The organism is Pseudoalteromonas piscicida, assembly GCF_000238315.3.
Lineage (GTDB): Bacteria > Pseudomonadota > Gammaproteobacteria > Enterobacterales > Alteromonadaceae > Pseudoalteromonas > Pseudoalteromonas piscicida.
In genome coordinates, this window is sequence record NZ_CP011924.1 from 2,898,926 (window position 1) to 2,919,456 (window position 20,531).

Below are 20,531 nucleotides of genomic sequence, written 5' to 3' on the forward strand. Positions count from 1 at the left end.
ACCATACATTGATACTAGATTGTTACCGAACATTACAAGGGTTTAACCCAAAACACCTGAGAAACATGAAAACGAATTTGATCACGCCCGAAGGATACCGCCAACTGCAGCAAGAACATGATCACCTGTGGTTTGAAAAGCGCCCAGAGATCACCAAAATTGTGAATTGGGCAGCGAGTTTAGGCGATCGCTCCGAAAATGCCGACTACACCTTCAATAAACGTTTATTAAGGCAAATAGATAGACGGGTGCGCTTTTTACGAAAGCGTATGCCCGAACTAAAAGTCGTGGAATACAGCCCCGAACAAGAAGGTAAAGTATTTTTTGGCGCTTGGGTAGAAGTGGAAAGCGAAGAAGGCGAGGTTCGTGCATTTCGTATTGTTGGACCTGATGAAATATATGAACGCAATGACTACATCTCCATTGATGCGCCAATGGCTAGGGCCTTACTAAGCAAACAGGTCGATGATGAAATTACGGTCACCACACCGCACGGCCGAAGACTTTGGTATATCAACCAAATCGAATATCGCAGAAACACCGAACAATGATAACATTGAGCTAAATTTTGTTTGCCTGAGGTGAATATAATCTAGGCAACAAAGACCGATTAAGAAGAGTATAAGGATTTTGCATGAGCAATATCACACAACGTTTAGCAACGGAGCTTAACGCCAGAGAACAGCAAGTTAATGCTGCTATTAGTTTGCTAGACGAAGGGGCAACCGTTCCATTTATTGCACGTTACCGTAAAGAGGTAACGGGTGGCTTAGATGACACTCAACTGCGCTTGCTTGAGCAAAGGTTAGGTTACTTACGAGAGCTCGATGAACGTCGCGAGTTTATTTTAAAAACCATCGATGGGCAGGGTAAACTCACTGCTGAGTTAAATGCAGAAATACAAGCCGCCGACAGCAAAACCGTACTCGAAGATTTATATCTCCCATACAAACCAAAGCGCAGAACAAAAGGCCAAATCGCGATAGAAGCAGGTTTAGAAGCCTTAGCTGACGCTTTATTTGCAGATCCAACGTTGGACCCAGAGCAACAAGCGACTCCTTTCATTGATGAAAGCAAAGGCGTTGCAGACAGCAAAGCGGCTTTAGATGGCGCTAAGTTTATTCTCATGGAGCGTTTTGCAGAAGACGCAAAGCTACTTGCTAAACTCCGTGCACACCTTAAAGACAACGCGCAAATCGAAGCAAGAGTCATTGCCGGTAAAGAAGAAGCTGGAAGCAAATACCGTGACTACTTTGAACATAATGAGCTGCTAAATAAAATTCCATCACACCGCGCGCTGGCGATGCTAAGAGCCCGTAACGAAGGCTTTTTGCAGTTATCTATCAACCCGGAACCAAGCGCAGAGGACCCAGCTCAGTTTTGTGCACAGATCATTGCCGATCATTACCGCCTAGCTGTCTCTGGTAAAGCTGCCAGTGATTGGTTAATGGGAGTGGTCCAGTGGGCATGGAAAATTAAAATCGCCCTGCACTTGGAAAATGAATTCTTAGGGTCAATGCGTGAAAAGTCAGAGCTAGACGCTATCGAAGTTTTTGCGAAAAACCTAAAAGATCTGCTGATGGCTGCGCCTGCTGGTGCAAAAGTGACAATGGGTATCGATCTGGGATTACGTACCGGGTGTAAAGTCGCTATTGTCGATGCCACAGGCAAACTGATTGCAACCAGTACTATCCACCCTCATGCCCCTCAAAACCAGTGGGATAAGTCGCTGAAGACACTAGAGCAAATGTGCCGCCAATACAAAGTTGAGCTTATTGCTATCGGTAACGGAACCGCGTCTCGCGAAACCGACAAACTGGCCGCAGAACTGCTAAAAAGTGCTACCGAATTAAAGCTCAACAAAATCATGGTGAGTGAAGCTGGCGCATCGGTGTACTCAGCCTCTGAATTTGCCGCAAACGAATTTCCAGATCTTGATGTATCTCTACGTGGTGCAGTTTCTATCGCAAGAAGATTACAAGATCCGTTAGCAGAGCTTGTGAAAATCGAACCTAAATCAATCGGTGTTGGCCAATATCAGCATGATGTTTCTCAAAGCCAGTTAGGACAAACACTAACGGCTGTGGTCGAAGACTGCGTAAACTCAGTAGGTGTAGATGTGAATACGGCATCGATACCATTATTAACGCGCGTCTCGGGTTTGAATAAAACATTAGCCAGCAACATCGTAAAATACCGCGACGAAAATGGCTCTTTCACGGATCGCAAAGCGCTTAAAAAAGTTGAGCGATTAGGACCTAAAGCATTTGAACAAGCAGCTGGTTTCTTACGTATCGCCAATGGCGACGATCCACTGGATGCATCAGCAGTGCACCCAGAAGCTTACCCGGTTGTCAAAGCGATTTGTAAAAAACAAAATCTAGAAGTGAATACCCTTATCGGTAATCGCGAAGTCTTGAATGGCCTTGTGGCAAACGACTATGTAGATGATAAGTTTGGGGTACCAACGGTCACTGATATTATCAAAGAATTAGATAAGCCAGGCCGAGATCCTCGCCCAGAATTTAAAACGGCGCAGTTTAAAGCTGGTGTTGAGACAATCACAGATCTTAAAGTCGGTATGATTTTAGAAGGTGTGGTCTCTAATGTTGCCAATTTTGGGGCTTTTGTGGATGTAGGTGTACATCAAGATGGACTTGTTCACATTTCAGCACTCACGGATAAGTTTATTTCCGATCCGCGTGAAGTCGTTAAAGCGGGAGATATCGTTAAGGTCAAAGTGATTGAGGTTGATGTGCCTCGTAAACGCATTAGCTTTACCATGCGCTTAAACGATGAAATATCTCAAGCTCCAGCGCAAAAACAAAACGCTAAGCCGCACAAAGGAAAACCGGCGCCTAAGTCTTCTAAGCCAAAGTCACGAGATGCAGGTAACGCTGCGATGGGTAATGCGTTTGCAGAAGCCTTCGCAAAGCTGAAGAAGTAATCTCAATAACCTGAACTTGGGATAAGAAGTAAGTTAATCCACTAAACTCACTAAGTTCAAAAGCGTAATATCGCTCTAGCTAGGAGTTATTTCTTAATACAAGGCAAATTTGTGCGTCAATAGCTGGCCTATTGCAAACAAATTTAACGCAGTAGTAAGGGATAACAGCTGCTAGAGAACGAGTTGTTATCCCGAGTTCAGGTTCAACAATGCAATGAACAAAGAAAAGCGCGGCCTTGGTCGCGCTTTTCGTTTGTCGGGGGTTTTAACTCGTTTTCACTGCAATGACCCGCGGAGGAGAAGGCCAATACCTACGGTTAAATTTGCACTGATAGCGATGCGGGTTGATTAGGCATCGCTACATGTTGATAAAAGTTTGAGATCCTGAGCGATCTTGCTTGGATTTCAGGATCAGCTTCAATTGGCATCGCGACAGCGTAAGGATCTGCATCCTGCTTCAGCTTGGCTTGCTCTTCTTCACTCTCTGCTTTTGCCTGCTCACCACTCAAGCGACGAGTTTGAATATTTTGCACCCGCTTGCTATCAATTTGTTCTTCACCACTAATAGAAGCTTTTGCCAACTCAGCCTGCGCCGCCGAGAGTTTTTGAGTAGCATCTGCTGCGATGGCCCTATCAGCGCCCGATGGTTCTGCAGGTGCTAACGCTGCCGCTCTCACCGTTTGCATTTTTTCAATTGTGCCCTGTGGGTCACCTTCAAGCGGCGCAACGTCGATCATCACCTCGCCGCCAATAGCGTAGTTATTGCCATCAGGACCGCGCTGATATTCGTAACTCGGTGATCCGGCATATTGCCCGCCTACCCTGGCATGAGCCTGCTCATGTAATCTTACTTCTCTATCTCGAGATTTTAATTCTTGAACGACCTGCTCATCTTGCTCTGTTTGTTGCTGCTCTTGTTCATTCTTTTCTTTTTCTTGGCCTTCGCCTTTTTCACCTTCCTCTTTGCCTTGAATGGTTTTGCTTTGCTCTGTTTTACCATCAGAACCGTAAACTTTTGCATCGTCTACGTTAGAAGAGCGGCCTTTTTCAGAATCGGAAAGGTTGCGGTTTTCAGTAAATGAGGGATTAGTTGGTGCAGGTTTTGGGATCGCTTCACGCAGCTGATTATCGCGTACAACCGTTTCGGTGTACACGTTGGCAGTGTTTAAATTCATCGCCGGTGGTGGCGTTACTATGTTCATTACACTTTAATATCAATCAACGTACCTAGCACTTCATCTGCAGTGCGAATAGTTTGCACATTGGCTTTCGCGTTAAACTCTTCAACTTTTAAGGCTACCACTGATTCGGTCAAGCTTGGGGTTTCGCTCACTGGAGCCGTCACAGCTTCACCGGCACTGGCACCCTGCAACTGCCGCCCAGATGCACGTTCAGAATCACTTTGTTGATCGATGGCAGCGCGGTTAATATCAGCACTTGCTTGGGCAATCCCCTGAGCAGCGCGGTTATAACCGTCAATTCCATTATTTAACACATCACCTATTGGCATATTCGCACCTAGATAAACCTTTTCTTACTGACTAATTATTGCGCAAAATATCAACAAAGAAAAGTAAAAGCGGCAATTTTTTGCCGCTTTATTATTCTAAATTTCTAAATAATTGATTTAAGGAGTGATAAAAAAGCTTCTTTATGAGAGATAAAAGGCGCATGAGAGGCCTTTGCAAGCGTATGAGCCTTAAAATTTGGATTGAGTACCTGCATTTTTTCTACAGCCGTTTGTGGAACAAGAGAATCTAAACGGCCGAATATGCCTATTGTGGGGAGTTGCAGCCGTGAAAATTCATCACGTAAGTCCTGCGATTTCAATATCTCCAGTCCACCAGCTAGTGCTTTCGCCTCCGCTTCCGGCAGTGTGCCTAGTAGCGCTTTGAGTTGTTTGATGTCTTCTCTGGCATATTCACTGCCCATCGCTTGAATAGCTAAAAATCTTTCTATCGTCTTTGCGCTATTGGTTTGCAGTTGAGTCTCAAAGTTGTTTAGCACCTTAGGGGCTATTCCGGGCCAATCAGCTTGCTCACAAAAAAATGGCGTTGAAGCGACCAAAATAACCTTGCTAACTTTGTCTGGAAAATGAGCAGCTAAATACAATGCAAATAAGCCCCCCAAAGACCAGCCTATCAATACGCTTTGTGGCATCAGCTGCTCAGCAATAAGTAAAGCGTTACGCTCAAGAGAATAATCGCCCTCCGCGCTTGGTGTACCACCAAACCCAGGAAGGTTTACCGCTTTAATTGGTGTTGTAGGTGCTAAAGCTTCCTCGCATAACTGCCACACCGCTTTGTTCATCCCCCAACCATGGAGCAGCACAACTTCATTTTGCATTTATCTGTTCTCTATACCAAACTTGACGCCATGATAGCTAACCCGGGATGGAAAGCAATGATCCAACTTAATCGGTTATTACCTAAAAAGTGGTGTCAGCCTTGTGTATGCTGTGAACAAAGCACAACAGAAACCTTGCTTTGTTCATACTGCTTACACGCCTGTTTAGACTTTATGGATAAAGAGATAAATTTACTTAATTACCCCAATATCCAACGCATGGTTAGCCTTGAAGACTGCGATGGGTTAACCGTGGCGAGTTGGTACCGTACGCCTATAAACACATGGTTGCAAGGAGTAAAGTTTAACCATAGCAAAGCGTATCAATGTGCCTTGAACCTGCTGGCTCAAACACTATGGCAGCGCTTCAGTGAAGAGGATGCTTTCCCCGTAGACCTTGTTTGTTGTATGCCACTACACCGAAGACGGTTAATCCGACGAGGTTACAATCAAGTTGAGCAGATTTGGCAAGGGCTACCACTCAGCCAGACAATACTCAAAAGAGCAAAACACACCAAGCCACAATCGGAGCTGACCAAAGCTAAACGAAAACGTAACTTAAACAATGCCTTTGTGCTCAACCAATCTGTTGAAGGAAAAAATATAGTATTACTTGAGGATGTGATCACAACGGGTGCGACCATGAATGCAGCGGCAAAAGTGTGTAAACAAAATGGGGCAAAAATGGTGTGGGCGATGGCTATCAGCCTCACACCATTCGACGCTTAAAAGCGTATTATTTGATTGATATAGCTAGAACAGATATCAATCAACTTGCTAAATGTTCTGGACCTTATCTTATGCCGTGTGCAAAGAACAACGCGTTATTTAGCAGTCGGCTAGAACCGAACCTAAAGCCACGAAATACAGGATTGTCAGTCATTCCTACAGCCACCCCACGTCCAGACGTTGACGCTATCAAGACAGAGGAACCAGCGATCTGTTCAACGTTAATATTATCAGCATACCCTGCCAATAAAGGCTTTTTAGTATACGTCAACGACTCGATAAATGGCTTATTATTACGATGCATCACCCAAGTGCTATTTTTAAAGACAGGCAATTCCCGGTTCTCAAAGCCAAAAGACAAAGGATGGCTTAAATCCAAACGCGCATCAAAAATCGCGCCGGCAATCCGCTGTTTTGCCGACAGGCTATCTTGATCTGCAAAGGTGAGATTTTTGCTGTCAAACTGGGCTCGCATTTCTTTGCTTGAAACCATTTCAGCGTCTAGTAGCTGCTGTTCGATTAGCCACTGCGCACCACGCTTTTGCCCCCAAATCACACCGCCTTTAGCGACCCAGCTCAAGAGCTTAGCTTTGCTCTTGTCACTTAAATCTCCATATTTACCATCAGCCAATAAAATGTGGGTGTAGCGTGTAAGATCGAGTTTCTCGATATGCTGCTTTTCCACAATCGACGGAGCAAGTTTTAAATGCCTATCCAAATGATACCAAAGCTCACCCGCTTCATATTGACTTACACCCGCACCACCTATGATGAGGACTTCTGGCTTTTGCAGCTGCAGCATTTGTCTTGACCCAAAATCGACGCCACTTCGTGTCATGCCTGTAGTCACACTATATACTGGAAGTGAAAGCTCTCTGGCGATTGTTTCAAGCTCAGTAAACCAGTCCGCTTGCTGTTGAATACCACTTGCTATCACCAATGTACCGGCCTGAAAGTCATGAGAGCCTGAGGTGGTTGATGCTGAAAATGGTGACATTGCAGCTGCCACTTTCACTCCAGCCTGTAAGAGGCGATTTGCTAATTGTGGCGCTAGGTAATGATGCCATTCTATGGTGTAGGCATAACTTCCTGCAACGGGAGCCAATATATTTGATTCAGTGCTCGATTCACCTTGAAGCTTTAAACCCCAGCCACTTTTTACTGCGGCAAAATCTAAATCATAAGCGTACGGCATCGTCCAACCTGAAACATCGTAGAAAGTGTTGTCCTTAAAATGCGTCTGTGTGCTAAATAGTGCTTTTATCAAGCGATATTGCGGCTGGGCTAGCGGAATGTATAAATCCCCTTGCTGATATTCAGTGTTATCCACCTCTTTGGTTTTTGAGAGATATTTCACCTCTATCTGATGCTGTTTCAATAAATCCACAAACGCTTGAAAACGGTAATTATCCTTTCCCCGTGCAACAACGTAACCGTTGATTTCATCTTTACTCGCAAGCTCATTCGCTTGTTGATAAAACTGCTGCTGATAGTCAAGTAAAGCGCGTCTATGTGTCGTGCTGGCTTGAAATGTCGAGAGACTCGTCGTAACCTGATTTTTAATCGTTTCAGGAAAGCTCAACACGCCATACTGAGTTTCTTGTGCATGCCCTCGACTACTTGCTTGTTCAAACAAAATGCCAACCGCACCATTTACGTCGGGGTACGTAGAACCTTTGCCATAATAAAAGTCATCAAAGCTCTCTTGAGTAAAATATAACTCCCCTTGCGCATCAAGGGCTTTGGCATGAAACTTACCAATCTCGTTGGTTAGCGCTACGTTTTGTAATGGGGTAATTGGGTGAGTCCTTGATGGGATCCCAGGTTGAAAAAAATACGTACTATTTGGGCCCATTTCATGAAAATCGGTCAGTACGTTAGGTTTCCAACGGTGGAATGCTTTGATCCGTGCTTTTGACTCAGGATGTTGTAGTAGTAACCAGTCACGATTGAGGTCAAACCAATAATGGTTAGTACGACTAGAAGGCCAAGACTCATTATGCTCGCGATGTGCAGGATCAGTTGATAGAGACATGCTCTTATTGGCGTTTGCCCATGTAGCAAAGCGTGATAAGCCATCAGGGTTCAAGGCTGGATCTAACAATATCACCGCATTATCAAGAAGCTGTGTAACAGACTCGCCCTGCGCCGCAGCTAAATAATATGCCATAAGTACCGCTGCATTGCTGCCTGAAGACTCATTACCGTGTACGCTATAGCCCATCCACATAACAACTGGCTGGTCTGAACGGTTTTGACTACTGCTCAATGAAGCAATATGGTCTTGCTGAATACGCGCCAAGTTTTGTTGGTTTTGTGGCGAGCTCGCTTTTGGGAGTAATAAAGGACGTCGCTCATGGCTAAATCCGATTGTTTCGACACTCAGCCTTGGGCTTTCACTTGCAAGGGTATGTAGATAATTAACGATTTGATCGTGGCGCAAATGCCACTGCCCAACTTCATATCCAAACGCTTGTTTTGGCGTAGTTATTGTGGGATCAAATTTTACTTCATCGCCAAAATAATAGGCAATGGGCTTGGCCTGCAAGCTAAAGCTCAACAGCACGATAATACAGCTTATTAACCGCATGATAATGTCCTTTAATTCCGATTACTTTTCAAGCTAACAAGCGCACCGCCGATTGCCAAATTTTTACGCCGAACACTAGCGACAACACGACGAGGAGATTATGATACGTATTAACCGAGTAATTTAGTCAAGTATAGAGCGAATTATGATCCATATTTCAGATTCTGCCCAAAGCCATTTCGCGAAACTATTAGCCGATCAGGCTGAAGGCACTAATATTAGAGTTTTCGTGGTTAATCCAGGCACCTCTCAAGCTGAGTGTGGCGTGTCATATTGCCCAGCAGATGCCGTTGAACAAAGCGATATCCGCTTACCGTTTAATGGTTTTGAAGCCATCGTTGATGAAGAAAGCGCACCATTTTTAGAAGAAGCCGATATCGACTTCGTTACCGATAAAATGGGGAGTCAGTTGACGCTTAAGGCACCAAATGCCAAAGCTAAACGATTACGTGATGATGCGAGCCTAGCTGAGCGCGTAGAGCACATGCTAGTGACAGAAGTAAATCCACAACTGGCCAATCACGGTGGTCAAGTTAGTCTAGTAGAAATTACCGCAGATGGTATTGCTGTACTTCAATTCGGCGGTGGTTGTAACGGCTGCTCAATGATTGATGTCACATTGAAAGAAGGCATCGAAAAAGAGATGATCGCTAAGTTTGAAGAAATCAACGGCGTACGTGACATCACGGAGCACGCGCGCGGCGAACACTCTTACTATTAATGAGCAAACCCCTCATTTATCGCTTAGGGTCTCACCCTAAGCGAAGTCTCAAGTTCTTCCTTTTTGGCCTTGTTATTGTGTTACTCGCGGGTGCTTTTATCGCGCTGGGTTATTATCAAGATCATCGCTTTCAAATCGCAGGTTTAGTGCTTTTACTTCCTGGTTTATGCTGTGCCTTTTACGGTTATATTGGTATTTTTGCTAATCGCTTTTCTCAAGTGATAGAAGCCAGAGAAAAACGCCGCCAAGCCCTAAAAGATAACGACCCATTTGCTTAACACAGCCCCATTATTCGAGTAAAGTAGCTTCTCGAGCGAGCAGATGATATTTATATGCCAAGGTCAATCCACGCAACCCCATAAAACAACTCATCGCAAGCCAGAGCGCATGATTACCGAGTGGCAAGGCAATCAAAAAAGGCAAGAAGAAACCGAATACCGCAGAAACTAACATGCTATTTCGCATTTCTTTAGCACGAGTAAGCCCAACAAAGATGCCGTCAAACAAAAAGCAACTCATGGCAATCAAAGGTAATAGCACCAACCAAGGTAAATAAGTACCTGCCAACGTTATCACTTCGGGGATATTGGTTAATAAGTTAATGATCCAGCCACCAGCTAGATAAAAAATAGCGCTGTATAAAAGCGCAAATGCAGCCCCCCAAAACAGGCTTACTTTTACCCATAATTGCAATTGCCCCAACGAGCCTTGTCCTTTTGCTCTGCCGACCTTTGCCTCGGCAGCATAAGCGATACCGTCCATCGCAAAGCTAACTAACATCAAAAAATTCAGTAAGACAGCATTGGCCGCTAGCGTGATCTCACCAAGTCTTGCGCCATAGAAAGTCATAAAACTAAAGCAGAGTTGTAAGATCAAGGAACGAATAAAAATATCACGATTCAAGGTGAGTAAACTGAGCCACTGCGCGCGCTTTGGTAGAGTGAATTTCAACGAAATACCGTAGCGCTTTGCGACCAATGCGCTCAAAAACAAAGATAAGCCTAATGCCGAATAGTCTGCAATCAGTGAAGCCCAAGCTGCGCCTGCTACTCCCCACTCAAATCCGACAACAAATAAAATATCCAAAGCTATATTCACTATGTTCGTGAACAACACCAGATAGAATGGCCCTCGCCCGTAATGCATTCCAAGCATAAAGCCCAGCAACACAAGATTTAACATTGCTGCAGGCGCGCTAAATACACGGATTTGAAAATATAATTTTGCTTGCTCAAATACTTCACTAGAAGCATTTGAAAGTTGAGCAATAACTTGGACCAGCAGAGGAGATAATAGAATCAAACTCACGGCAAAGAGCAGCGCAATGAGCATGCTGGTAAATAGTGAACGTGCTAGCTTGTCATGGTCTTGCTGGCCGCTTGATTGAGCGATCACTCCTGTAGTACTCATTCGCAGAAAACTTGCAAGCCAAAATAGTACCGAGATAGCGCTAGAGCCTAGCGCTATCCCAGCCAAAAAATGCGCATCCCCCATATGACCAATGACTGCTGTATCGACTAATCCTAACAGTGGCACCGTAATATTTGATAGTATCATCGGACCTGCAAGTAGTAAGAGGCTCAGATGTTGCGCTTTATGGCATTTAAGAAATTGATACAACATATTATTTTTGGTTTGGCCCTATTCTCAGCAAATAGTTGGGGTGCGGTTATCTTACAGTATCATCACGTGAGTGAGAAACTCCCAGCGGTCACCAGCGTGAGTGAAGAAACCTTTAAATCTCATCTTAACCACATTAAAGAACATGGTTTTTCGGTGATACCTTTACCACAATTGTTAGATAGCCTAAAGTCGGGTAAGTCTCTACCAGAAAAGACGTTAGCTATCACCTTTGATGATGGCTATGAAAATAATATCACTGCGGCGGCCCCGATCCTGGAATCTTTTGGCTTTCCCTATACTATTTTCGTCAACCCTCAACTTATTGACGAAAAGAAAAGCTATGTCATGACGTGGGATGAACTGAGGTCATTAGCAAAACGCGGGGCTATTATCGCAAATCATAGTGCTAAGCACGATTACCTCCACCTCAAACTAAAAAATGAAACAGCGGCGCAGTGGCGTGCACGTGTTGAGCACGATATCACATGGTCACAACAGCGTATTAAAGAAGAAATTGGCCACGATTACCCCTACCTCGCATACCCTTACGGTGAGTTTAACCATGAATTGCAAAAGCTAGTAGCAGAGCTTGGACTTATTGGTATTGGCCAACACTCTGGTGCGGTTGGTGTTTCTTCAGATTTTACACGTATCGCTCGCTTTCCCGCATCAGGAAACTACAGCAACTTAGAAACATTAAAAACTAAGCTCGAGACCAAAGCGTTCTCTCTACAAAAATTAGATTACCTTGATAGCGTTACGAACAATAAAACCCCAGCAATCACGTTGCATTTTAACAATAAGGATTTTCATCAGAGTCAATTTGCATGCTACGTTTCAGGTGTTGGACAAGCTGAGCTGACGTGGCTATCAGAAACCAGCGTACGTATCCAAACCCCGAAAGCACTATCCATAGGACGGTCTCGATATAACTGTACGGCACCTTCAATCAAAGACACAGGACGATATTATTGGTTTTCACAACCTTGGGTTATTGAAAAATGACAGCTTTGGGTAGGAGCAAATTAGCTCTTACCCCTACTTTTTAACCGCGCTCAGCATGGTTTCAGTCACTTTACTCAAAGGTACTAGGCTTTGCACTGCGCCAAGCTCGTACGCCGCTCTAGGCATTCCCCATACCACACAGCTAAGTTCATCTTGTGCAAATGTATTGGCACCAGTGGTTTTCAAAGCTAGCATTGCTTTTGCTCCATCACTACCCATTCCCGTAAGCATAGCAGCACAAACATGCTTCCCCATTGGCACAAGGGAGTTAAATAACACCTCAACTGAGGGTTTATGACGATTAACAGGCTCAGTATCATCTAATCGGCAAACATATCCGGTTGCAGTGTGTGCCACCTTAAGATGTTTGTCTCCCGGTGCTATGAAAACATGACCAGGTAATAAAACATCACCATCTTCCGCTTCTTTGACTGATACCGCACAGGTGCGATCCATTCTTTGCGCGAATGAGGTACTGAAAACTGGTGGGATATGTTGGGTGATAACAACAGGAGGGGCGTGTGTTGGTAATCGCATAAGCACCTCTCTGATAGCTTCAGTTCCTCCAGTTGAGGCGCCTATGGCTAAAATAGTATTACGAGAAAATGTATAATTACGGCCAATTTCTAATTCGCTTTCCTGTTTTGGTGCTTTAAAAGCCCTCACTCTTGCACCGGCCGCTACTCTAATTTTCTTAACCAGCAAATCGGAATAAGACATTAAGGTATCAGCAACATTGCTGGTGGGCTTAGAAATAAAATCAACGGCACCTAATTCTAGTGCTTCTATCGTGGCGGGTGAGCCCTCTTGGGTCAACGTAGAGATCATCACAACAGGCATAGGCCTTAAGCGCATTAAATTTTTAAGAAAATTAATGCCATTCATTTTTGGCATTTCTATATCCAAAGTTAATACATCAGGCGAAGTAGACTTAATGAGCTCTCTAGCTTCATAAGGGTCTTCCGCGGTGCCAACGACTTTAATACCATCCGCCTGACCTAAAATTTCTTTTAACAACCCACGAATTAACGGCGAGTCGTCAACAATCAGAACTTTGATCATATTTCACACCTAAAATAGCTCAATATCCGTTTTATTGTCTTGAGCCTCAATGTCATGTAAGTAACGCACTTCACGTTGTTCAATTGTGTTATTGTGCATGGTTCGTAACTTTTTCACTTGCGCTTTGCCACTTTGAGGATGAAAGATAACTTTTCTTGGCCAGGGGCCGCCTACATCCTGTGAAATCAAATTTAAACTTTCCTCTTCCACATAGGCTTGAGCAAACCTGATATTACCTTCTCCGATATCAGTCATAGCGCTAATAATTTTTCCGCCGCCAAAAAGTTTAATTTTTAAATTGCTTCTAGACGCCCCATTTTTGAGTACTTCATTTATCAGATACTCCATCGCCCAGTTACCGTAACGGCAATTTAGGTCATCCGCATGCACTTCTCTTAGTGCCTTTGCTCCAGGTAACATAAAGTGATTCATACCACCTATCCCCAATTTCTCATCATATACGCAAGCGGCAATGCAGGAACCTAGTACAGTCGAAATCAGTTCATCCTGCTTAGATACATAAAACTCCCCCGGAAGTACTTTTGCAACGACTTTGGCACGCCCTGAATCCCAAAAGCGTTTTACATGCTCGAAGCCTCTGAGAACGGGTCTAAACTCTCTCATTCAACTGGCCTTTTTGATAAATGGTTTTACCTAAATTTTTAAATTCTAGGTGCTCTTTTCCCATCGTTTCGGAGTGCCCTATAAGTAAGTAACCATTGGGAACTAACATGTCATGATATTGCTCAAACAATTTATCTTTTGTTTCTTTATCAAAATAAATCAAAACATTACGACAGAAAATAACATCAAAGGGCCCTTTCATTGGCCATGGTTCTAGAAGATTAAGTCGTTTAAAATGGATGAAGGATTGCAATTTAGGCTTCACTTTATACATTGCTCCATCAGCACTTCTAAGAAACCATTTTTTGAGCTTATCTTCGTCTAAACCCGTGACGTTATTTGCCGTATATTCTCCAAGACTCGCTTTGCCTAAGACATTGGAATCTAAATCTGTTGCCAGTACTTTGACATCCCAACCATTAGGAAAAGCATTCGCAATGGTCATCGCAATACTATAGGGTTCTTCACCTGTGGAGCACCCGGCAGACCAGATCCGGACTCTTCTGTCGTGTTTGTGTCTGGCAATAATTTCGGGAACTATTTTCTTTGTTAGAAATTCGAAGTGATGATTTTCCCGAAAAAATGAGGTTAAATTGGTCGTAATTGCATTGATAAAATGACTAAATTCAACATCTTGATTTTCTTCCAAAAACGACAAGTACGCCTCAAATGATTTTAGCCCATTGGCTCTTATGCGCCTTGCCAACCTTGAGTAAACCATTTCCCTTTTATGCGGCCCGAGTACTATGCCGCATGTGTCATAGACTCGAGCCGAAATTTCGGAAAAATCCTTATCGGTCAACAGAAACTCTCGCATCGTCGTATTCCTTCAGCCAACCCCCACTACGGAATTGATCTATTGCCTAACCCTAAAACTCTTCCCACTCTTCCGAGTCATCTGCAAACTGATTACTTTTCGTGTTTTGCTGAGGGGGCTTATTAGAGTTCATTGTCCGTTTTGGTAATTGCTTTTCTGGCGCTTTATAGTTCTTCGGTGACTCAGACATTTCTAAGCTACGGTGTGAAGATTCATCAAGAGTGAAGAAGTTTAATAATCTTCTCATATCATTTGCTTGCTCAGCCATCGACTCCCCTGCGGCTGACGCTTCTTCAACTAAGGCAGCATTTTGCTGCGTCATTTCATCCATTTGTGACACTGCTTTATTAACCTGCTCAATACCTGAACTCTGCTCAATCGACGCTTCAGCAATGTCAGAAATCATGTTTGTCACCCGCTTAACAGACTCAACTATTTCTTTTAGCGTTTCACCAGATTCATTAACCAGTAACGTACCATCTTCAACCTTACTTACACTGTCTCTGATCAGATCTTTAATCTCTTTCGCCGCTGCTGCAGAACGCTGAGCTAGATTACGGACCTCACCCGCGACCACTGCAAAGCCTCTACCTTGTTCTCCGGCTCTGGCAGCTTCAACGGCTGCGTTTAATGCCAATAGGTTTGTCTGGAAAGCGATTTCATCAATAACGCCTATAATGTCGGCAATTTTCTTACTTGAATCATTAATTTCAGACATGCTTTCAACTGCGCGTGTGACTACTTCACCGCCTTTGGTCGCCTTATCACAAGTCTCTTCGGCCAACTCATTAGCTACTTTCGCGTTATCTGCATTTTGTCTAACTGTGCTCGTCATTTCTTCCATGCTAGAAGCTGTTTCTTCTAGTGAGGAGGCTTGCTCTTCAGTTCGCTGACTCAAATCCGCGTTACCTTGGGAGATTTCATCAGCACCACTAGCAACCAAGTTTGCAGAAGTACGGATCCGGCCAAGTACCTCAGTTAACTTCTCAGCGGTAGTATTGGCATCTTTTTTAAGTTTTTCGTATGCCCCACGGTATTCACCTTCAATACGTCTGGTTAAATTACCAGTTGCTAAGGCGTCTAACATGTCCCCCATATCTGTAACCGTTTCATCAACTGTAGACACTAAATTATTTAACCCTTTGGTTAGTCGTAAGTAGAAGCCATCTTTCCCATCTTCTGATAAACGAACACTAAGATTACCGCCATTAGCCGACTGAACTAGGCCATTCACCTCTTTCTCAATTGTGACTTCTTTGGTTCTATCTTCCCATTCGACAACGGTGCCTACGCGTTCGTTATTACCATCAAATATCGGATTAGCGACTAGGCCAAAGGTTCTTCCGCCGACAACGATTTCCGTTTTATACTCGGTTTCAAGTCGAGAGAGCATACTGCGTTGGTGACTTGGATTACGGTGGAATACATCAATATTCGCTCCCATAAGGTGGTTACTATCAAAATTAGGCAGGTCACGCCTTAAATCGCTTTCAGCATTTCTCATCATATCTTTCACTGCACGATTCAAGTAAACGATCTCAAACTGCTCATTTGCTATCATCGTATTCGTTGAAACGTTATCTAATGCTCTTCGGACGCGCAAGTTTTCAGCTGCGGCAGTTTTTTCTTCCTCTTCACGAACTAAACGCTCTGTTTTGTCGTCCCACTCAACGACGGTACCAATCCGCTTTTTCTCTTCATCAAACACCGGGGTCGCAATTAAGCCAAAGGTAAAGCCAGCAGCTTTGATATCTGTGCTGTATACATCGCTCAGCTTCTCAAGGAGGTTTCTTTGATGGCTGGGGTTTGCATGAAATACATCAATACATTGCCCTACAAGTGTATCCACATCAAAGTTCGGTAATGATTTTCTAAGCTGCGTTTGATTGTCTCTGAGCATTCGCACAACCGAATCATTAACATAAATAATATTCAACCCTTCGTCCGCTAGCATTACGTTTGCCTGACAAACGTCCAGCGCGCTCGATATACGAGCATTGTGGCTCGCCAAATCCGCCTGCTTTTTCTCTAACGCTAATTCTCTTGTAAGGTCTTTCCACTCAACTAAAGTCGCGATCCTTTGTCCTTCATCATCGAAAACAGGCGTGGCAATAAGATCAAAGGTCAAACCTGCCACTTTGATTTGTGTGACATATGGACGGGTCAAATTAGCTAGTATGCCTCTCTGATGGCTCGGGTTTTTATGGAACGTATCAATGTTGGCACCAATCAAGCTATCAACATTAAAACCAGGTAACTCTTGCTGTAACTTAGCCTGATTTTTACGCAGCATACTGGTTACGGAGTCGTTCAAATACACAATGTTGAGAGAGGCATCTGCAAGCATAACATTGGCCTGACAGACCTTTAAAGCTAGCAACAAACTATGGCTATGGTCTTGACTATCTACCGCGTCACCACTTAATAAATTAGCAACTGCTTTGTATAAAGATGATTGACGTGACGCATTACTTGCATTGAGCAAGCTAGCATCTTTGCTCTCGATCGCGGGAACAATTTCCTCAACATCTTGCAACTTAGAAAGCAGAATGTTTGCGCTTTGCTTAAGTAGTAAAATTGCCAGCACCACACTAACAGCTGCTATAACCATCGCCACATAGGCTTGTGTAGACATATTAATATTCAACATTTGAACACTAATTGCCAAGCCCACAAATATTATGGCACCCGCTATCAGAACCCTATTGTTGAGTTGACTTGCTAATGCTTGATCGCTCATGTTATCCCCCGACAACCAATTGCTCATTCTGCTTTACTTCAAGATCTAATATCTTTTTCAAATTTAAAAGTACGACCATTTTTTCACCAACATTTACAAGTCCTTGTACAAATTGACTATTTTCCGAGTCTTGAAAATCTGGAACATCCTTCGCTGTTTCTTCGTTGATGCTGTATACGTCAGATACCGCATCAACAACTAACCCCATAATTTTTGTTGCCTCTTTTATTACAACGGAGACAACGATAACCACAGTTAGAGCTCCATATTCGATTTGCGGTAAGCCGAATCGAACCCTTAAATCTATGATTGGCACTATCGTGCCACGTAAATTAATCGCACCGTTCACATACTTAGGAGCATTTGGAATTGCAGTGACTTCTTCCCACCCTCTGATTTCCTGTACGGCCAGAATATCCATGCCATATTCTTCTCCCGCCATCATAAAGGTGAGAAATTGTGTATCGTCATCTCTGTCTGCAAGCATGACTTGTTCATTAATCGAGGCTTTTTCAGTGATCATGACACCACCTCATCTAACTCTTGTTCTACTAATAACTCTTGAGTTCCTGGACGCTTTAAGCCACTCAGTTTGATAAGACCACTAATATCAACAATTAAAGAGACTCTTCCATCACCTAAAATTGTCGCCCCTGAGATCCCATTTACTTTCTGATAATTCGCTTCGAGACTTTTAATAACGACCTGTTGTTGCGCTAGTAAATCATCCACCAACAATCCCACTTTGTGATTATCACTCTCTACAACTACTAACAGTGTTTTATCCAACTCTTCTATTGCACCACCATGGTTAAATAGTTGATATAGCCTTAGTATTGGTATGTATTCATCTCGTAACCGAAGCACCTCTAAACCATTACCTACTTTGCTCACTTTTTTAATATCTATTTGTAAAGACTCAACAATAGAAATAAGTGGAATGATGTAGGTATGCTTTGCAACTTTAACCAGTTGACCATCAAGAATGGCCAGCGTTAATGGCAGCCTAATCGTAAATGTCGAGCCAACCCCTTTTGCAGAGGTCACTTCGACGCTGCCGTTTAATGCTTGAATATTTCGTCGAACAACATCCATACCTACGCCGCGACCAGAGATATCACTCACTTCATCAGCTGTTGAAAACCCTGGCCTAAAAATAAGTTCATTAACCTCTTCAATAGTCAGCTCATCAGTTGCTTGAATTAGGCCATTGGCAATTGCTTTACTTTTTATTTTTTCGGTATTCAAGCCTCTGCCATCATCCATGATTTCAATCACAATATTTCCACCTTGGTGGAAAGCATTCAGTGTCACCGTACCTACGGGATCTTTTCCGGCTTTTATTCTGTCTTCCGGTGTTTCTAAGCCGTGATCCAAAGAGTTTCTTACTAAATGAACCATAGGATCGGAAATTTTTTCCATCACGGTTTTATCTAATTCTGTTTGCTCTCCTAGCAGTTTTAGCTCAACCTGTTTATTCAACTTCTGTGACGTATCTCTTACTAAACGGGGAAATCGGCTGAAGACAAAACTAATAGGTAACATCCTGATACGCATTACATTTTCTTGTAAATCGCGCGTGTTATGGGCTAATTGAGCGAGGCCTTCTTGCATCGCAGCAAGCGTATTTTCAGTCGGTTCTTGCTCGCCTAATTGAGTCAACATAGCTTGGGTAATAACCAACTCCCCTACCATATTGATAAGCGAATCAACTTTATCAATCCCAACACGGATCGAAGTCGATTCTGCTGATTTCTTGCTAGCCTCAGGCTTAGCTTTTGTCGCTGAGGGTGTTTTTGGTACATCAATATTTTGAGTGTCGTTGCTCGACGCTTCTTTCTTCTCACTCTCTGGTTCTGGCGTTGTGGAGACACTCACATCATCTTCAAATAAACCACCACATAAGGTAATAGAAATTTCAGCATCATCTTCAACCCACTCAAATACTTCTTTAATCGCCGATTCTGGATGACTGGTTGTTAAGTATAACCTCCAACTGAGGTAGCAATCCTCTGGATTGAAGTCATCAATCTCAGGTATAGCATCACAAAACGCATGAGTTTCTAAATCCCCCAATTCTGACAGCTCACTTAACATATAAAGCGGCTCGTTACCGGTTTTAAACAAATGAGGGAGCGGTTTAAAGTCTATTTGATAGGTTTGAGATTCTTGCCCTTGAGGTGTGCTATCGGCAGTATCTGAGCTAGCACTCTCTTTACCACCTAAAATCTCTTCAAATTTAACTTTCAACTCATTCGCATTGGAAAGATCTGGCTCTTCTTCGGCTTGTAATGCGGTTAATAAGGCCCTTAAACAATCAACGGATTGGAGCAGCAAATTGACATGTTCAGCGGTCAACTGTCGACGCCCATCCCTGATCTGATCGAGTAAGGTTTCCAAAACATGCGTGAAGTTAGCGACAGAAGTAAAACCAAATGTTCCACTGCCACCTTTAATGCTGTGTGCTGCGCGAAATATAGTATTGATCGTTTCTGAGTCTTCATGGCCTGGCTGTAAATTCAGCAGCTCAGCTTCCATTATGTCTAGACCTTCAAAGCTCTCTTCAAAAAAGACATCAAAAAATTGGCTTAAATCAATACTCATATCGACGCCTCTCTGTATCTATCTTATGACTTTTTTCAATACCGCTAGTAGTTGTTCAGGGTTGAATGGCTTCACTATCCAACCTGTTGCTCCCGCCGCTTTACCTTCTGTTTTTTTATCTAACCCCGACTCAGTTGTCAGCATCAGTAAAGGGGTGAACTTATAGTTGGGTAAGCTGCGCAGCTCTTTAATAAGAGTGATCCCATCCATTACAGGCATATTTACATCAGAGATCACGGCATCGAACCCTTGTTGCTTGGCAATAGATAGCGCTTCACTGCCATCTTTGGCTTCCGTGACATCAAAACCTGCTTTTTTCAAAGTAAAGCCAACCATTTGGCGCATTGACGCCGAATCATCCACAGCTAAAATCTTTTTCATATTCACCTCTTAATTTTCAATACTATGGAATAAATAATGGGTTAATCCCAACTCATCTACCGCCTGCGCTAAAGCATCACTTTCACCATGCCATACAATTTTATGTTCTAAAGAGAGCAAGTGTTTCTGTACGGCACAGAGCAGTTGTATAGACGCTGTGTCGGCTCTTTGCACTTCACTAATATCAATCGTGATGTCTGATGTTTCCATAGAGTCTTGGAAAATCTGATGGTACAGGCTTTCCACATGGTTAATCGCCATTTCAGGTGGGAGTTTCAACATGAGCTGAAGACTATCCTTGTAAAAATGAGTAATAAAATTAGCTTAGACCGTGATGGTAAA

19 protein-coding genes are annotated in these 20,531 nt (G+C 43.4%); 6 read left to right on the forward strand and 13 right to left on the reverse strand.

The genetic code is table 11. The features are described 5' to 3' along the window. Positions 1-65 precede the first annotated feature (65 nt). Both greB and PPIS_RS13535 read left to right on the forward strand, forming a co-directional pair. On the forward strand, positions 66-551 hold the full coding sequence (gene greB / locus PPIS_RS13530; protein ID WP_010378480.1) for a transcription elongation factor GreB: 486 nt from the start codon (positions 66-68) through the stop codon (positions 549-551). A gap of 83 nt (positions 552-634) precedes the next feature. Beyond that, entirely contained in the window at positions 635-2,947 is a 2,313-nt protein-coding gene (locus PPIS_RS13535; protein WP_010378478.1) for a Tex family protein, read from the forward strand. A gap of 317 nt (positions 2,948-3,264) precedes the next feature. Here the strand turns inward: PPIS_RS13535 and PPIS_RS13540 are convergent, their stop codons facing one another. The 3 genes from PPIS_RS13540 to bioH form a co-directional block, all read right to left on the reverse strand. Further along, on the reverse strand, positions 3,265-4,149 hold the full coding sequence (locus tag PPIS_RS13540; protein ID WP_010378477.1) for a putative metalloprotease CJM1_0395 family protein: 885 nt from the start codon (positions 4,147-4,149) through the stop codon (positions 3,265-3,267). Further along, positions 4,149-4,457 carry a hypothetical protein gene (locus tag PPIS_RS13545; RefSeq protein WP_010378475.1) on the reverse strand — a complete coding sequence of 103 codons (309 nt, stop codon included), beginning with the start codon at positions 4,455-4,457 and terminating at the stop codon, positions 4,149-4,151. Before PPIS_RS13545 ends, PPIS_RS13540 begins: the two co-directional genes overlap by 1 nt. 104 nt (positions 4,458-4,561) lie before the next feature. Next, positions 4,562-5,293, reverse strand: coding sequence for a pimeloyl-ACP methyl ester esterase BioH (bioH, locus tag PPIS_RS13550; protein WP_010378473.1), 732 nt, complete (start codon positions 5,291-5,293; stop codon positions 4,562-4,564). A 57-nt stretch (positions 5,294-5,350) separates the two neighbouring features. Between bioH and PPIS_RS13555 the strand changes: the two genes are divergently transcribed. After that, positions 5,351-6,022, forward strand: coding sequence for a ComF family protein (locus PPIS_RS13555; protein ID WP_010378471.1), 672 nt, complete (start codon positions 5,351-5,353; stop codon positions 6,020-6,022). 64 nt (positions 6,023-6,086) lie between these two features. On the opposite strand, the gene PPIS_RS13560 is transcribed toward PPIS_RS13555, so the two are convergent. Beyond that, positions 6,087-8,612 carry a M14 family metallopeptidase gene (locus tag PPIS_RS13560; protein ID WP_010378469.1) on the reverse strand — a complete coding sequence of 842 codons (2,526 nt, stop codon included), beginning with the start codon at positions 8,610-8,612 and terminating at the stop codon, positions 6,087-6,089. Positions 8,613-8,757: 145 nt separating this feature from the next. On the opposite strand from PPIS_RS13560, the gene nfuA reads away from it, so the two are divergent. Together nfuA and PPIS_RS13570 are read left to right on the forward strand one after the other, a co-directional pair. Continuing rightward, entirely contained in the window at positions 8,758-9,333 is a 576-nt protein-coding gene (gene nfuA, locus PPIS_RS13565) for a Fe-S biogenesis protein NfuA (protein ID WP_010378467.1), read from the forward strand. Continuing rightward, positions 9,333-9,611, forward strand: coding sequence for a hypothetical protein (locus PPIS_RS13570; RefSeq protein ID WP_010378465.1), 279 nt, complete (start codon positions 9,333-9,335; stop codon positions 9,609-9,611). The genes nfuA and PPIS_RS13570 overlap by 1 nt, the downstream gene beginning before the upstream one ends. Positions 9,612-9,621: 10 nt before the next feature. Here the strand turns inward: PPIS_RS13570 and dinF are convergent, their stop codons facing one another. Continuing rightward, positions 9,622-10,953, reverse strand: coding sequence for an MATE family efflux transporter DinF (gene dinF / locus PPIS_RS13575; protein WP_145957343.1), 1,332 nt, complete (start codon positions 10,951-10,953; stop codon positions 9,622-9,624). On the opposite strand from dinF, the gene PPIS_RS13580 reads away from it, so the two are divergent. Further along, positions 10,918-11,961, forward strand: a complete 1,044-nt coding sequence (locus tag PPIS_RS13580; RefSeq protein WP_010378460.1) for a polysaccharide deacetylase family protein — start codon at positions 10,918-10,920, stop codon at positions 11,959-11,961. The genes dinF and PPIS_RS13580 overlap by 36 nt on opposite strands. 33 nt (positions 11,962-11,994) lie before the next feature. Here the strand turns inward: PPIS_RS13580 and PPIS_RS13585 are convergent, their stop codons facing one another. The 8 genes from PPIS_RS13585 to PPIS_RS13620 are packed head-to-tail and all read right to left on the reverse strand — an operon-like array spanning position 11,995 to position 20,471. After that, the gene (locus PPIS_RS13585; RefSeq protein WP_010378458.1) at positions 11,995-13,023 is read right to left on the reverse strand and encodes a protein-glutamate methylesterase/protein-glutamine glutaminase; all 1,029 of its coding nucleotides are present in this window, start codon (positions 13,021-13,023) and stop codon (positions 11,995-11,997) included. Positions 13,024-13,032: 9 nt separating this feature from the next. Continuing rightward, positions 13,033-13,647 (reverse strand): chemoreceptor glutamine deamidase CheD, encoded by a 615-nt coding sequence (cheD, locus tag PPIS_RS13590; protein WP_010378457.1) that lies wholly within the window; start codon positions 13,645-13,647, stop codon positions 13,033-13,035. Then, on the reverse strand, positions 13,634-14,464 hold the full coding sequence (locus tag PPIS_RS13595; protein ID WP_010378455.1) for a CheR family methyltransferase: 831 nt from the start codon (positions 14,462-14,464) through the stop codon (positions 13,634-13,636). Before PPIS_RS13595 ends, cheD begins: the two co-directional genes overlap by 14 nt. Before the next feature lie 52 nt (positions 14,465-14,516). Next, entirely contained in the window at positions 14,517-17,204 is a 2,688-nt protein-coding gene (locus tag PPIS_RS13600) for a methyl-accepting chemotaxis protein (RefSeq protein ID WP_019647586.1), read from the reverse strand. A gap of 1 nt (position 17,205) precedes the next feature. Continuing rightward, positions 17,206-17,727, reverse strand: a complete 522-nt coding sequence (locus tag PPIS_RS13605; RefSeq protein WP_010378450.1) for a chemotaxis protein CheW — start codon at positions 17,725-17,727, stop codon at positions 17,206-17,208. After that, positions 17,724-19,808, reverse strand: a complete 2,085-nt coding sequence (locus tag PPIS_RS13610; protein ID WP_010378448.1) for a chemotaxis protein CheA — start codon at positions 19,806-19,808, stop codon at positions 17,724-17,726. Before PPIS_RS13610 ends, PPIS_RS13605 begins: the two co-directional genes overlap by 4 nt. 18 nt (positions 19,809-19,826) lie before the next feature. Next, positions 19,827-20,189, reverse strand: a complete 363-nt coding sequence (locus PPIS_RS13615; RefSeq protein ID WP_010378447.1) for a response regulator — start codon at positions 20,187-20,189, stop codon at positions 19,827-19,829. Between the two features lie 9 nt (positions 20,190-20,198). Next, positions 20,199-20,471 (reverse strand): STAS domain-containing protein, encoded by a 273-nt coding sequence (locus PPIS_RS13620; protein ID WP_010378445.1) that lies wholly within the window; start codon positions 20,469-20,471, stop codon positions 20,199-20,201. Between the last annotated feature and the right edge of the window lie 60 nt (positions 20,472-20,531).

Bases quoted from the DNA above. Each gene is read 5' to 3' on its own strand.
- PPIS_RS13545 (WP_010378475.1), bottom strand. From the start codon at position 4,457: ATGCCAATAGGTGATGTGTTAAATAATGGAATTGACGGTTATAACCGC.
- PPIS_RS13615 (WP_010378447.1), bottom strand. From the start codon at position 20,189: ATGAAAAAGATTTTAGCTGTGGATGATTCGGCGTCAATGCGCCAAATG.
- PPIS_RS13555 (WP_010378471.1), top strand. From the start codon at position 5,351: ATGATCCAACTTAATCGGTTATTACCTAAAAAGTGGTGTCAGCCTTGT.
- PPIS_RS13605 (WP_010378450.1), bottom strand. From the start codon at position 17,727: ATGATCACTGAAAAAGCCTCGATTAATGAACAAGTCATGCTTGCAGAC.
- PPIS_RS13585 (WP_010378458.1), bottom strand. From the start codon at position 13,023: ATGATCAAAGTTCTGATTGTTGACGACTCGCCGTTAATTCGTGGGTTG.
- PPIS_RS13560 (WP_010378469.1), bottom strand. From the start codon at position 8,612: ATGCGGTTAATAAGCTGTATTATCGTGCTGTTGAGCTTTAGCTTGCAG.
- PPIS_RS13580 (WP_010378460.1), top strand. From the start codon at position 10,918: ATGTTGCGCTTTATGGCATTTAAGAAATTGATACAACATATTATTTTT.
- PPIS_RS13610 (WP_010378448.1), bottom strand. From the start codon at position 19,808: ATGAGTATTGATTTAAGCCAATTTTTTGATGTCTTTTTTGAAGAGAGC.
- greB (WP_010378480.1), top strand. From the start codon at position 66: ATGAAAACGAATTTGATCACGCCCGAAGGATACCGCCAACTGCAGCAA.
- PPIS_RS13620 (WP_010378445.1), bottom strand. From the start codon at position 20,471: ATGTTGAAACTCCCACCTGAAATGGCGATTAACCATGTGGAAAGCCTG.
- bioH (WP_010378473.1), bottom strand. From the start codon at position 5,293: ATGCAAAATGAAGTTGTGCTGCTCCATGGTTGGGGGATGAACAAAGCG.
- PPIS_RS13595 (WP_010378455.1), bottom strand. From the start codon at position 14,464: ATGCGAGAGTTTCTGTTGACCGATAAGGATTTTTCCGAAATTTCGGCT.
- PPIS_RS13570 (WP_010378465.1), top strand. From the start codon at position 9,333: ATGAGCAAACCCCTCATTTATCGCTTAGGGTCTCACCCTAAGCGAAGT.
- PPIS_RS13535 (WP_010378478.1), top strand. From the start codon at position 635: ATGAGCAATATCACACAACGTTTAGCAACGGAGCTTAACGCCAGAGAA.
- cheD (WP_010378457.1), bottom strand. From the start codon at position 13,647: ATGAGAGAGTTTAGACCCGTTCTCAGAGGCTTCGAGCATGTAAAACGC.
- PPIS_RS13600 (WP_019647586.1), bottom strand. From the start codon at position 17,204: ATGAGCGATCAAGCATTAGCAAGTCAACTCAACAATAGGGTTCTGATA.
- nfuA (WP_010378467.1), top strand. From the start codon at position 8,758: ATGATCCATATTTCAGATTCTGCCCAAAGCCATTTCGCGAAACTATTA.
- PPIS_RS13540 (WP_010378477.1), bottom strand. From the start codon at position 4,149: ATGAACATAGTAACGCCACCACCGGCGATGAATTTAAACACTGCCAAC.